Source organism: Polaribacter sp. HL-MS24, from assembly GCF_032758595.1.
GTDB lineage: Bacteria > Bacteroidota > Bacteroidia > Flavobacteriales > Flavobacteriaceae > Polaribacter.
Map to the genome: position 1 here is coordinate 208,264 of NZ_CP136415.1, position 14,666 is coordinate 222,929.

10 protein-coding genes are annotated in these 14,666 nt (G+C 36.1%); 4 read left to right on the plus strand and 6 right to left on the minus strand.

Features of this window, described 5'->3' with window-relative positions; all coding sequences use genetic code 11:
* Positions 1–21: 21 nt before the first annotated feature.
* Positions 22–717, minus strand: a complete 696-nt coding sequence (gene pepE, locus RRF69_RS01010) for a dipeptidase PepE (RefSeq protein ID WP_316940142.1) — start codon at positions 715–717, stop codon at positions 22–24.
* 148 nt (positions 718–865) lie between these two features.
* Between pepE and RRF69_RS01015 the strand changes: the two genes are divergently transcribed.
* The 4 genes from RRF69_RS01015 to RRF69_RS01030 all read left to right on the plus strand — a co-directional run bounded on the left by RRF69_RS01015 (position 866) and on the right by RRF69_RS01030 (position 6,737).
* Positions 866–1,669: a hypothetical protein gene (locus tag RRF69_RS01015; protein WP_316940143.1), complete on the plus strand. Its 804-nt coding sequence runs from the start codon at positions 866–868 to the stop codon at positions 1,667–1,669.
* 30 nt (positions 1,670–1,699) lie between these two features.
* Entirely contained in the window at positions 1,700–2,197 is a 498-nt protein-coding gene (locus RRF69_RS01020; protein WP_316940144.1) for a DUF6702 family protein, read from the plus strand.
* Between the two features lie 68 nt (positions 2,198–2,265).
* Positions 2,266–4,389, plus strand: coding sequence for a M1 family metallopeptidase (locus RRF69_RS01025; RefSeq protein WP_316940145.1), 2,124 nt, complete (start codon positions 2,266–2,268; stop codon positions 4,387–4,389).
* A 143-nt stretch (positions 4,390–4,532) separates the two neighbouring features.
* Complete coding sequence (locus RRF69_RS01030; RefSeq protein ID WP_316940146.1) at positions 4,533–6,737, plus strand: M1 family metallopeptidase; 2,205 nt, start codon at positions 4,533–4,535, stop codon at positions 6,735–6,737.
* 343 nt (positions 6,738–7,080) lie between these two features.
* Here RRF69_RS01030 and RRF69_RS01035 read toward each other — a convergent pair whose 3' ends face one another.
* Genes RRF69_RS01035 through RRF69_RS01055 form a run of 5 tightly spaced genes read right to left on the minus strand, consistent with a single transcriptional unit; the run spans position 7,081 to position 14,512 of the window.
* Positions 7,081–7,992 (minus strand): glucan endo-1,3-beta-D-glucosidase, encoded by a 912-nt coding sequence (locus RRF69_RS01035; protein WP_316940147.1) that lies wholly within the window; start codon positions 7,990–7,992, stop codon positions 7,081–7,083.
* A gap of 10 nt (positions 7,993–8,002) precedes the next feature.
* On the minus strand, positions 8,003–10,036 hold the full coding sequence (locus RRF69_RS01040) for a PKD domain protein (RefSeq protein WP_316940148.1): 2,034 nt from the start codon (positions 10,034–10,036) through the stop codon (positions 8,003–8,005).
* The gene (locus tag RRF69_RS01045; protein WP_316940149.1) at positions 10,033–11,550 is read right to left on the minus strand and encodes a RagB/SusD family nutrient uptake outer membrane protein; all 1,518 of its coding nucleotides are present in this window, start codon (positions 11,548–11,550) and stop codon (positions 10,033–10,035) included. Before RRF69_RS01045 ends, RRF69_RS01040 begins: the two co-directional genes overlap by 4 nt.
* Before the next feature lie 11 nt (positions 11,551–11,561).
* The gene (locus RRF69_RS01050) at positions 11,562–14,297 is read right to left on the minus strand and encodes a SusC/RagA family TonB-linked outer membrane protein (protein ID WP_316940150.1); all 2,736 of its coding nucleotides are present in this window, start codon (positions 14,295–14,297) and stop codon (positions 11,562–11,564) included.
* 47 nt (positions 14,298–14,344) lie between these two features.
* Positions 14,345–14,512: a carboxypeptidase-like regulatory domain-containing protein gene (locus RRF69_RS01055; protein ID WP_316940151.1), complete on the minus strand. Its 168-nt coding sequence runs from the start codon at positions 14,510–14,512 to the stop codon at positions 14,345–14,347.
* Between the last annotated feature and the right edge of the window lie 154 nt (positions 14,513–14,666).

Genomic DNA, 14,666 nt, shown 5'->3' on the forward strand with positions numbered 1-14,666 from the left:
TTAAATTTTGAATATTGAAGCTTACACCACGCTCCCACTTTCAATTTCAATAGGATGGGTTCCTTTTTGAAATAGTCTCGCAGTAAGGTTTCCTTTTAAAATAATTTTTGACCCCATAACTTCGAGCCAACTTCCTTCGCGCAGACCAACCACTGGAGTCTCATTGTAGAAGTGAAACTCTTGAATTCTAGTTTCTCGGGTTTCTCCCATGTGAGTAGATCCTTGAATGGGGTCTAAATAATGCGCATTGATATTGAATGGAATCAACCCCAGGGTTACAAAACTTGGTGGATAGACCACAGGCATGTCATTGGTGTTCATCATAGAAACTCCACAAATATTACTCCCAGCACTGGTTCCTAGATACGGAGTACCATTTTCTATAACCTCTTTTAGATCCACCAAAAGATCATTTGCATAGAGTTGATGCACCAACTCGAAAGTATTTCCTCCTCCAGTAAAAATAGCTTGCGCTTCTTGCACTGCCCTCTTAGGGTTTTTAAATTCATGAATTCCTTGTACTTCAATATCAATACTTGCAAAAGCTTCTTTGACTTTTTTGGTATAGGCCTCGTATGAAATCCCTCCGGGTCTTGCATAAGGAATAAATAACACAATAGTAATTCCTTTAAAAAAAGAAGTGAGTGCAGGCTGTAAATACTCTAAATAGCCACTTCCATAAACTGTTGAGGTACTAGCAATTAGCAATTTCTTCATGAGAGGGAGATTTTAAACAGCGAATTTAAAGAATAAAAAAGGACTTTAACAAAAGTTTACACATGCTTTAAAACATTTTTAACAGTCAATTGAATTTTATTTGTAAACGGGTAATAGAAATAATATTTCTACCAATGCAATGTACTCTATGAATAAAATACGCCCCTTTCTTCTTGTGCTTTTAGTTAATATCAACAGCCTATTTTCTCAAGAAAAAGAGCTCCTATTGATAGGTAAAGTCGTCGACTCATTGGGTTCTGTCCAAAATGTGACAGTCTTGAATTTAAATTCAATAAAAGGAACCTCCTCAGATGATGAAGGAATGTTTGAAATTCCCGTTCGTGTAGGAGACACTGTACGCTTCTCTTCGATTCAACATAAAACTCAAAAAATCTACATTGACAAAAAGACTTCTTCATTAAAACGAGTTCCTATTTTCTTAACAATTCAAACGACTCTTTTAGACGAATTTGAACTAATAAAACACGATTTCAGTGGTTTTCTTGGTGTCGATAGCAAAAAAACTTCCAAAAACCCTCAGGCTTTACTTTTGGCTAGTACCATGGATTTTTCGCAGATCAATTGGAATGCTCGTACAAATGACGATTACATCGACAATCATGTTCGACCTCCCATGGTAAATACAGTTCCAAATTTGTTTTCAGGCGTAGGAGTTGGAATCTCTATGCCTTATAAATCTTCAGAAAAATTATGGGCATTGCGCCGAGAAATAGCACTTAAAAAAGCAATTCCCTCAAAAATATTAGCAGAATTTGGTGAAGATTTCTTCTTTCAAAAATTACAAATTCCAAAAGAAAATTACCATCATTTTTTAGAATATTGCAATCCCTTAGGCATTGAAAAACTATTTGCAGAAGGGCACACTTTTGAAGTATTGATCATCCTACAAGAACAAAGTAAAAGCTATTTAGAAATCATTAAAAAAGACTAATTTGGCTCAATAATACATTATGAATTATTTATGAAACTTCAAAAGACCTTTTTACTCCTTCTATTCCTCCCCTTGGTAGCTTTTTCAACACACAAATATTATTTGAGTTTGACACAAATCAACTATAAAAGTGAGTCCAAATCAATACAAATCATCCTCAATGTTTTTATGGACGATATTGAAACTGCGTTGAATTCAGATTATAAAATCGATTTACAATTGACTACAGAAAAAGAACTCAAAGACAACGATCATTATTTTGAAAAATACTTGAACCAAACACTTCAATTCAAAGTGAATGATCGTATTGAAAAATATACTTATATCGGCAAGGAATATGATGGAGAGTTGGTTTATTTCTATTTAGAAATCGAAAATATCCCCGAAATTCGTCAAATCGAAGTTCATAACACAATACTTCTCAAACACTTTCCAAAACAAGAAAATTTAATCAAATCAAAAGTAGGCACTGTTCATAAAAGTGTTCTATTAAGTGCTACAAAAGATTCGGCTTTTTTAAAATATTAACAAATTAGACTTGGTCTTTACATGGATATTCCTAAATTGGTAACCATTTTTAAAATCAACCGAATCCAATGAAAAAACTAAGCATTCTACTATTTTCCTTTGTTTTTATTTCTGCATCGGGCCTTGCCCAAGAAAGCACCACCAAACAAGGTCATACCAATCAAAATAAGTTCAAGCAACTCAAAGAGGAGTTAGCAACCCCAAACAGCCAACATACAGCTTCTGGAGCACCCGGTGTAGACTATACACAACAGAAGGTAGACTATCAAATGGATATTGTCTTGGACGACGATACCCAAAGAATTTATGGAAATGAAACCATTCGCTATCACAACAATTCAAAAGATGATTTGGAATATTTATGGGTACAATTGGATCAAAATATGCGTGCTGCAGATTCAAAAACTCCAGACATTCAGCCTACTCGCATTCCAAAAAAGCTAAGTAAGAAGAGGTATGAAAATCGTTTTCCTGAAACTGCATTTGATGGAGGATTTAAAATTGAAAGTGTCACCAACCTAGATGGTTCAAATCTTTCCTACACCATCAATCAAACCATGATGCGGATCAACCTATCTTCGCCCGTGAATTCTGGGGAAACCTTTGAATTTAAAATCAAATGGTGGTACAATATTAACAACCACAGAACCCAAGGAGGACGCTCTGGCTATGAGCATTTTCCTGACGGAAACAACAACTATGTGATAGCACAATTTTACCCTAGAATGTGTGTCTATGACAATGTTGAAGGATGGCAAAATGATCAATTTTGGGGAAGAAGCGAATTTGCATTAGAATTTGGAGACTTCACCGTGAATATTACCACTCCAGAAGATCATCTATTGGGTGCAACAGGAGTTCTCCTAAATGAAGAAGAGGTTTTAACAAAAAAACAACAGCAACGTCTTGCTGAAGCAAAACAATCATTTGATAAGGTTGTCGTCATACATTCTCAAAAAGAAGCTGAAAAAGTAGAAAAGAAAAGAGCGACAAAAACCAAAACTTGGAAATTTAAAGCAACCAACGTAAGAGATTATGCATTTGCTAGTTCTAGAAAATTTATTTGGGACGGAATGGCTGTAGCTATTCATGGAAAAACCGTGATGGCATATTCGTACTATTCTAGAGAAGCAAATCCTTTGTATGGTGATCACTCAACTAAAGCCGTTGCACAAACCTTAAAAACCTATTCAGAGTATACCTTTGACTATCCCTATCATAAAGCAATTTCTGTAGATGGACAAATGGGAATGGAATATCCACAAATCTGTTTCAACCTAGGAAGACCTGATGCAGATGGAAGCTATTCAGACAAAGTGAAATACCGAATGATCAAAGTAACCATTCACGAAGTCGGTCATAACTTCTTTCCAATGATTGTCAATTCTGACGAAAGACAATGGACTTGGATGGATGAAGGATTGAATTCTTACATGGAAATGTTAGCCGAATTGGCCTATGACAAAGATTTTCCAATTACCAGAGGATATCCAAAAAATATTGTAAAGTATATGAGTGGAGATCAGTCAAAAATTGCACCAATCATGTCTAAGGGAGACAACGTCTATAGTTTCGGAAGCAATGCCTACGGAAAACCAGCAACAGCTTTATGGATACTTCGCGAAACTATTATGGGAAAAGAATTGTTTGACCATGCCTTTAAAACTTATTCACAGCGATGGAAATTTAAACACCCTACCCCAGCAGACTTCTTTCGTTCTATGGAAGATGCATCTGCCATGGATCTAGATTGGTTTTGGAGAGGTTGGTTTTACACCACAGACGTTACGGATATCGGGATTAAAGGAGTGAAAAAGTATCAAACTAAAACAGGGGAACAAGACACTATTGAATTCGTAGAAGACACCTCGGAAGGATTGAGTTTTGCAACTTCAAATGCTAGTTCTAAGTTTCATTATGAAATTACCTACAACAAACCTGGAGGCTTGGTCATGCCCGTTATTGTGGAATTCACTTACAAAGATGGCACTACCGAAAGAAAAACATACCCAGCAGAAATTTGGAGATATAATGATCAAGAAATTACAAAGGTCTTTTCTTCTGATCAAGAAATCATCAATATTGCTTTGGATCCAGATTTAGAAACGGCAGATGTAGATACCTCAAACAACAACTTCCCAAAGAAAAAGGATACAAAATTCAGTAATTTTAAGAAGAACATTAAGGGCTAAAGAATCCTTTTAGGAGTTCAAAGGCGAAATCTTATTGATTTCGCCTTTTTTTTGATAAAAAACTGTTAATTTATATGCTTTTTTGAAAACAATTAAAAACGTTTTGTTAATTTAGACCGCATATTTAAAATACTATATATCCTATGAGAAAATTATCTTTATTCGTGTTTTCAATACTCTTTGTGGTTTCAGCATCATTTGCGCAAGAACCTGCAAAAGATAAAAAAGAGACACAACAAGGACACACAGACCAAAACAAATTTAGACAACTAAAGGATGTTTTGGCAACACCAAACGACCAACACACAGCCTCTGGCGCTCCAGGTCATCAATACACCCAGCAAAAAGTGGATTATGTGATGGACATTCGTTTGGACGAGGAGAACAATCGGATTTATGGGAGTGAAAGAATTACCTATCACAACAATTCTAAAGATAATTTAGACTATCTGTGGGTGCAATTAGATCAAAATATGAGAGCCGACGATTCTAAAACTCCTTTAGCCGTCTCTGGAGGAGCTTCTCTTTTTGTTACTCCAGACAATTTTAAGAGTACCTATATGAACGAAAAGAAAGGTTTTGGTTTTAACATTTCTTCTGTAGAAAGTAATGGAACACCATTGTCTCATTTCATTAACAGAACAATGATGCGTATAAATTTACCAAAACCCCTTCAGCCGGGCGAGAAATTTAACTTCAGTATTCGTTGGAATTATAAAATCAATGACATCAATAAAGACGGAGGAAGATCGGGACTAGAAAGCTTTCCAGATGGAAATAATAACTATACGATTGCACAGTTTTTTCCAAGATTGGCTGTCTACAACAATGTAGAAGGATGGCAAAATATGCAGTTCTGGGGACGTAGTGAGTTTGCTTTAGAATTTGGAGATTATGAAGTGAACCTAACAGTTCCTGAAGATCATATTGTAGATGCGACAGGTGTTTTACAAAATGAAAAAAATGTATTAACCAAAGAACAACGCAAACGTTGGGAAAAAGCACGAAAAAGCTTTGACAAACCTGTGATGATTGTTACTCAAGCAGAAGCAGAAAAAGCAGAAAAAGGAAGAGCTACTGGCACAAAAACATGGAAGTTCAAAGCAGAAAACGTTCGCGATTTTGCCTTTGCAACTTCAAGAAAATACATCTGGGATGCCATGGCTACGAATATAAATGGAAAAACAGTGATGGCGGTTTCACTGTATCCAAAGGAAGGAAACCCTTTATGGGAAGAACACTCTACTAGAGCAGTCGCTACCACATTGATTGAATATTCAAAATTGACGTTTGACTATCCGTATCCAAAAGCCATTTCAGTACATTCTGAACGACAAGGAATGGAATACCCTATGATTTGTTTCAACTTCGGAAGACCTAATCCAGACGGAACCTACTCAGACAGAACCAAAAAAGGGATGATCGGAGTCATTATTCACGAAGTTGGCCATAACTTTTTCCCTATGATTGTCAATTCCGACGAAAGACAGTGGACTTGGATGGATGAAGGTTTAAACTCTTTTGTAGAAATTTTAGCAGAGGATGTTTACGATGCAGAATTGTTTGCGTCCAATCCAACCAAAGAAATTACAAGATATATGGGTGGTGATCAGAGTAATATTTCACCAATCATGTCTCAAGGAGACTATGTAAAGCAATTTGGACCAAATGCCTACTCAAAACCCGCTGCAGGTCTTTATCTATTGAGAAAAACCATTATGGGGCCTGAATTGTTTGACCATGCTTTTAGAACCTATTCACAGCGTTGGATGTTCAAACACCCAACTCCTGAAGATTTCTTCCGATCTATGGAAGATGCATCTGGAATGGACTTGGATTGGTTTTGGAGAGGATGGTTTTATACCACAGACGTCACAGACATTGGAATTAAAGAAGTAAAGCCATTGTACCTTACAGACAAACCTAATGAAAGAGTGATTGCTTTAAAAGAACAATACAAGCAATATTTCGATAACTTGGGTGACCTAGTCTATATTACAGATAAAAAAGAAGATGCCAATGCAAAGGCTATGGATCAATATGCCAATGGAAAAGAAGTTCCATCCTATATTTATTCTGTAGAGTTTGAAAAACTAGGAGGTTTGGTAATGCCAATTATTGTTGAGTTGACCTATGCAGACGGCACAACAGAAAGACAAACTTTTCCTGCTCAAATTTGGATGAAAAATGACACTTCTGCAAAAAGAGTCTTTTCTTCAACCAAAGAAATTAAGAGTATCCAAGTAGACCCAGACGAAGAAACTGCGGATGTAGACACTTCAAACAATAGCTGGCCTAAAAAAGAAGCTGATAAATTTGAAGATTTCAAAAACAAAGTAAAAGGATAAAACTCCTTTCCATACTTAAGAAAAACTCCAACAAATTTCGTTGGAGTTTTTTTTTGCCTTCAAGTTTCTATCAAATAAATAGATCCCAGTTTCAATTACTGTAATCAAAGCTTTTAGTATTGCTTTACATTGGATCGCATCAAAATAAGCGTAACGCTATACTTTATAATAAAAAAGGCTCACAAGGAGCTAAAACATCCCACTACAGGCTGCGACCTCCCTATTCATCGATCTTTACAAAGAGACTAAAGAGTATAAAAAAACTCAGAATTTTACAATTCTGAGTTTTAATATTTAAGCAATACTGTTCGTTATCAAAACAGTTGTAATTATTTGGTGTACTTTATTCTAAAGTAATAATGAACCACCAATCTAATTGACCACTACCATCGGTAGTTCTTAAATACAATTCATTAGGAACAGCTCTATCAATGATTTCATACTTGTGAGTACCACCACTATAGTAACCAATGAATCCATTTCCAGAAAGACTAATTGTCTCTACACCTCCTGGAGCGATTAATGAATAGGTTGCTGTAAAATCTTCAAATACATAATTTTCAATATCTGCACCGTTTACGATTCCTGTTGAGTTCGGTCCTAAATCATTTATGACAAAAGGGTCTCTACCCAAAATTGTTCCTCCCGTTACATACGTAAAAGAACCATCTGAGCTAAAAGTAAAACGATCGTCATACATTCCAACACCATCTTTTTCATTTACACCCGCAGTATAGTATTCTGGCCAAGTTCCACCTAAAGGTCCCACTCCAAAATGACCCGCTTTTCCCGAGTGAATTTTCCATGTTCTAGAAGTCACTGCTGTTGGATCTGCAGGGTCAAAACCATATAGTTTAGAAATCAAATTTACAGGGGGTGCATACGTGGACAATACATCTACTTGAATCGATTTGCTAGATGTCGTTCCAGCTATTCCAGATGCGACTACTGTAACCGTATACGTATTCAATCCTAAAGTACTAAAGCTAATGGTATCTTTACCCGATAAAGACACCTTTTCTACCTCATTCAAAACGTATTTATAAGAAACTGCGTTGTCTGCTGTTGCAGAGAAATTTACAACTCCACTTCCATCTCCATTTGGATTGTCGTCGTCTGCTCCAACTATTTCTGCAGTGATTACAATATTTGAAGGTGGTATAATTTCTCCAAAAGAATACTCATTGTCTTGACAACCTAAAAAGGTAAAAACAGTAGCAAATAAAAATGCTTTTATATAATTAATATTTTTCATTGTTTTAATTTTAGTTTGTTAATATTAATTCATCATAGTAGTACACAGAATCATCTCCTGAATTCCCAAAGTCAAAGAAGACAACTACTTTTACATAATCTGCTGCAGGAGCTCCACTAAAGTCATAGGTAAGGTCTTCCCATGAACTAGCTACTGTTGTTGATTGATCTATTTCGTGTACAATACTAGCATCAGCATTTTCTAATTTCACTTTGACTATGGCTCCTGCTTTTGGAGACCAGGTTTTAATCCCTATTTTTGAATAGTTAGCAAAATCTAAAGGACTTGTAAGATCTAAGGTTACACCTGCCCATACTTCTGCTCCCGATGTTTTTGTAAACTCAACAACAGTCGCTGTAGTATTTGCTCCGGTTGCATCAGGATTCGAAATGATTTCAGCTGCTGCATTCCCAAAAGGGGTAATGGTAGGGGCTGTTCCTTCAAAATCTTGAAAGCTTAAACCAGCAAGTACACCAGAATCATCTATAAGATTTATTTCATCATAGTAATATACCGAATCATCTCCTGAATTACCAAAATCAAAGAAGACAACTACTTTTACATAATCAGCTGCAGGAGCTCCACTAAAGTCATAGGTAAGCTCTTCCCATGAACTAGCCACTGTTGTTGATTGATCCAGTTCGTGTACTATACTAGCATCAGCATTTTCTAATTTCACTTTGACTATGGCTCCTACTTTTGGAGACCAGGTTTTAATGGCTAATTTTGAAAAATTCTCGAAATCTAAAGGACTTGTAATATCTAAGGTTACACCTGCCCATACTTCTGCTCCCGATGTTTTTGTAAACTCAACAACAGTCGCTGTAGTATTTGCTCCGGTTGCATCAGGATTCGAAATGATTTCAGCTGCTGCATTCCCAAAAGGGGTAATGGTAGGGGCTGTTCCTTCAAAATCTTGAACAAGACTTGTAACGATGCTAGAAGGTGCTTTGTGAAAATAAATATTATCTAAAAACACGGTTCCAGCACCTGTAAACTTTAACTGCTTCAAAGCATTCGTAGGTAATCCTTGACTTGTAAAATCTTCCATTGGAATATCAAAACTATTCCATTGATCGGCAATAAGAGTTTTGGTAACAAATCTTTCATCAGCAGGAACAACTCCATTTGGTAAAGGATAAATATTGATGCTAGTCGCATCTGCAGTCCAAATATCAATATGAAGCATCTCCATTGAAGAAGCATCAATTTCAGAACCAATGTCTATTCCTTGGTAATTCAAATTACTATACTGAAGAATTGCATCTCCATTTAAATCGAAAGCGGTATACTGTGTCGATTGTCCCCAGTTTGGGTAAAAATTAGAATCAGCAACATCTGAATACGCATCACTAAAAATTGAAATAACATCTGTATCATTTCTAGCTGGAGGAATTGTTGCTGAAGCAATCGGTGCTAAAATTTCAGTCACTTCAAAATCTACCAAATATTCTGTAGTTTCAATTGCTCCACCTTTCGCAATAACTTTTACAGAATAAGAACCCGCCGTTGCATATTGATAGCTCAAAGCCTCTCCAATAGTGGCAGTTGCTACAGGCTGTGTAACTGTTTCTTCTCCTGAATAAAATTCATAAATCGTTGCAAATTCTGCAGTTGCATTGACATTGACTTGTTTAGAAATTGCAGCATCATTGTCTATGGTAACCACCAAATTTTCAGGTGCTCTAAAAGACACTGTCAATGGTTTAGACATTTCTGTAGCATCACCATTGGTGTTGTATGCAATTACTTTAACTTCATACTGACCTTCAGCATACACATGATTTGCATTCTCTCCTTGAGGAATTCTCATAGGCTCAGGAGTTGAATCTCCAAAAAACACATCAAAGGTTGCTGCTCCATCTGCATTAGGAGTGATGGTAACCGACCCAGTATTGTCTTGGGTGATATTGTAAACCATCTCAATATTTGAGGGTGCAGACATACGATCTAAGAAAGACAAGTCCCTTAGATCAGAATCTGTACAGGCTGCTATTAGAAGCAGGACTGCTAAAATTTTGTAAATATTTTTTAATTTTTTCATCTGTAATATTTTTTATTAGTACCTGGGTTTTGTAACCAACGATTTCCTGTTAATTCTATTTCGATAGTTGGAATCGGAAACACTTCGTGTTTGTTTGCCACAAATCCATCAATCTCTTGAGCTGCTTTTCCAGTTCTTACTAGGTCGAAAAAACGGTGTCCTTCACCAACTAATTCTACCCTTCTTTCTTGATAAATGAGTTCTGTAAGTGCACTTCCAGTCGAAGAAATATTATGAAGCTGATCTCCAAAAGCTCTCTGTCTTACTCTATTTATATACAACTGTGCTTTGGCATCGTTTGGAGCGGTCGTACTTCTATTGTGAGCCTCTGCCGCCATTAACAAAACATCTGCAAAACGAATTGCTCTGTAATTGTTTGGGTTCGTTAGGTTTCGGTCTCCTTGTGCACTGGTACTTCTTTTTCTTGGAAGGTACTTTCTATTGAAATATCCTGTATGTTCAAAACCGGTACCATAAGTAATTCCTGTTTGTGAAGCCCAAGCTTCAATATCTAAAATTGCAACTTCTTTTCTTAGATCTCCTGCTTCGAATGCATCGACAACTTCTTGAACAGGTACATTAAAACTAAACCCTGAAGAAAAAATATCACCAGAAGAATCTGGAGTCGCCGTGTAGTTTCTTACACCACTAAAACCTACCGCTACATTTCCTTCACTACATTGTAAACAATCAAAACCAGCACCTTCTGCCTCTGAATACTGAACTTCAAAGACCGATTCGATATTGTTTTCTCCAGCATCTTCAAAAATACTGTTGTAATCTGAAACTAAGTCATAATTAGCATCTGCTATTAATTGGTCTAAAACGGCAGCAGCAGCATCAAACTTCTCTTGATATAAATAGGCCTTTCCTAATAATGCTTGCGCAGCGCCTTTAGTCACTCTACCTTCTTGTGAAGGAGTCACTGGCAAATTGCTAGCAGCATAGATCAAATCCAATTCAATTTGTGCGTATACGTCTGCTTTTGGAGTTCTATCTACAGTAAATTGATCCCCAAATAAAATTCGTTGGTCTACTACTAAAGGAACATCTCCAAACCATTTTACCAATTCGAAATAGTAATACGCTCTTAAAAAACTAGCCTCTGCAAGAACGACTTCTTTTCCAGTAAAATTGGTTTTGTCTTTAAATTCTAAGATATAGTTTGCTCTGTTAACTCCAGAGAACATCCACCCCCAAATATCTCTTAATTGTGCATTCATAGGAGTGTGAATCATGTCGTCTACTTCTTGAATCCCAACAACGTCGGTTGCACTCTCTCCACCTGCCAATGTATTGTCCGAAGCAATTTCGCCCATTAAAACGTTTAGGTAAGTTGCTTGCAATAAATCATAGGCTCCTACTAATGCATTTTGATAATCTGCTTCTGAGTTGAAAAACTCTTCAGAATTTTCTGAATTTGATTTCACATCAACAAAATCATCACTACAAGAAACATTGAGTGTTATAAGGATGATGATTGCAGATATTATTTTTATGTTTATTTTTTTCATTTTATTATCTTTTAAAAATTAACATTCATACCAAATAAAAATGTCCTTGGATTTGGATAAAATCCTTGATCGATACCTCCTCCAATTGGATTTCCATTTGAAGTGGTTGGATCATATCCTCTGTATTTTGTAAGCGTAAACAAGTTGCTTGCAGACACATAGAAACGAACCTTGTCCAATTGAGATCTTTCCAATCGGCTTCCTTCAAGTGTATATCCTAATTGCACATTTTGCAATCGCACAAAAGAACCATCTTCTACATAGAAGTCAGAAAAGAGATTGTTTCCAGTAGCTCCAGTCGTTACTCTAGGAGTAGTTGTACTGGTTCCAGGCTCGGTCCATCGGTCTAAGAAATAGGTCGCTCGGTTGGTCAGAGGCAATGTTCTTTCGTAATTTCTTACAATTTCATTTCCGATAGAAGCAAATGCATAGGCATTTAAATCAAAAGCTTTGTAATTTATAGAAAGATTCAATCCCATGGTAATGTCTGCAATCGGGTCTCCGATATACGTCTTATCATCAACATCAACAACACCGTCGTTATTGGTATCAACAAATCTCAAATCACTAGGAGCTGCATTGGTTTGTAAAGCATGTCCATCTACTTCTGATTGTGTTTGAAAAATCCCATCAGTTTGATATCCATAAAAATATCCAATTGGAAAACCAGCTTCCATTCTCGATGGGGCGTCTTGTCCAACTCCAAAAGAACCTCCTTCTAAAATTCCAGTACCACTGTCAACAAACAATACGTTGTTCTCTAATGTTGTAAAATTATAATTGGCACTAAAGCTAAAATCATTTGAAACTTGGTCTTTATATCCTATAGAAAATTCAAATCCTTTATTCTCAACAGTACCTGCATTGATGATTGGAGATCCAGAACCTGGTGCAGAGACTCCTAATAAACCAGAAGCTGTAGGTTGTACTAATAAATCTTCTGTCTTTTTATTAAAGTAATCTAGAGTAATATTTACTTTATTGAATAACTCTAAATCAGCACCAATGTCCAAAGGAATTTGCTTTTCCCATTTGATTTGTGGATTGGAAACATTTCCAAAAGCAGCATTTCCTCTGACAATTTCATTGTCAAAAACGTAGTCTCCTTCACCACTTAAAAGTGAAATAAATCCAAAATTAGCAATTCTATCGTTTCCTAAAACACCATAACTTCCTCTAATTTTCAAAAAACTCAAAACTTCAGAATCTTTTAAGAATTCTTCTTCTGAAGCCACCCATCCTAAAGATGCTGTTGGGAAGTATCCAAATTTATTGGCAGGTCCAAATTTTGAAGAACCATCTCTTCGAATAACTGCAGAGATCAAATATTTACTGTCATAGCTGTATTGAAGTCTTGCAAAGTAGGACAACAATCTACTGTCAAATGTCAGATTTTTTCCATTGTTTTTATTTCTAAAAATTTGTAAAAAATCTTCATTTAAATCTAATTCGACTACATCGGTTAAATCGTTTCCTTCTGCAAAGTTTGATTGATTTCTAATCAAATTTCCTTGTGTTTTAAAAACAGAAGTTCCAACCATTGCTTTCACAGCATGCACATCGTTAAATACTCTTTCATACTTTAAGAACGCATCAAAGGTATAGTCATTAAAATGTTCTTCGTATTGAGATAAGGTACTATTATCTACATTAAAAACATTTGAGTTACCATAACTATATACGGGTGAAAAACTTTTTGAGCTTGCGGAAGCAGAGTTAAATTGAATTCTTGTTTCTGCAGTGAAATAGTCTAAAAACTGAAAGTTCAATCCATAACTACCAGAAATCTTATGCACCCAAGCTCTGTTGTGTGCATTGTCTATTTGCGCCAAAGGATTGGCAACTTCAATCCCAGTTCCAATAGATGGAGGGGTAGAAAAGTTTCCATTTGCATCATAAACAGGCGTTGTTGCTGGCATGTTTAATGCGTTGAATAAAATAGACCCTAAGGTATTTTCGACAAGGCTCTTCTTATTGGTATTCGTATAAATTGTAGACGAAGTAAATTTTAAATTCTTGCTAATGTCTGTGTTAAAATTAAACCTCGCATTGGTTCTATTAAAGTTTGCTTTGTCACCTCCAACGATACCATCTTGATCAAGTACAGACATTCCAAAAGAATAGGTAGACTTCTCAGTTCCTTTGTTAACTGTAAAGTCAATACTCGAAATAGGTGCTGTCTCAAACACTTTGTTTTGCCAGTTGGTTCCTTGCCCTAACCCGTTTGTATTTGGAAAAGGCACTACTTCTCCATTTGCAGCATAAGCCTCATTTGCCAATAGAGCATATTCGGTTGCATTTAATAGAGGAATTTTACGAGTGGTTTCTTGAAAACCATAATACATATTTAATGTGGTTTTAAATTCTGTATTTTTTCTTCCCGATTTGGTTGTGACTAAAATCACACCATTGGCCCCACGAACCCCATAAATACCAGCAGTTGCATCTTTTAAGACGTTGATGGTTTCTACATCGGAAGCGTTGACCACACTCAAATCTTCAATAACGTTCCCGTCTAATAAGATCAAAGGTCTACTATCTCCGTTGGTTGAAATTCCTCTAATACGAATATTTGAAGCAGCACCCGGTGATCCTGATGTAGATGAAATACTAACCCCAGCAACTTGTCCTTGTAAGGCTTGCTCAATACGAGTCGGCTTCAATTGTTCGATTGACTCGGAAGAAACAACAGAAACGGCTCCCGTAACTTCCTTTTTTCGTTGTGTACCGTACCCAATAACAATCACTTCATCTAAAGTTTCCGATGAAACTTCTAAGGAAACATTGATCGTTTCTAGTCAACTACAATTGCACTTGATTTGTACCCTAAGTAGCTAAAGACAAGTGTTGTCCCTTTGGCTACATTATTCAAATTGTACATACCGTCGAAATCTGTATCGGTTCCGGTAGTACTGCCCTTAACGGCTATACTTACCCCCAAGTCGGTCTCCAGTAGTAGCATCTTTTACAACACCCTTTACATTTATTTGCTGTGCTGATGCACTCAAAATGAAAAATGCAAAAAGTAATAATGTGAATTTTCTAAGCATAAATTGTTTTTGAATTATTGATATGGTAAATTTAACACCAATAAATTATAATATATTTTAATAAAA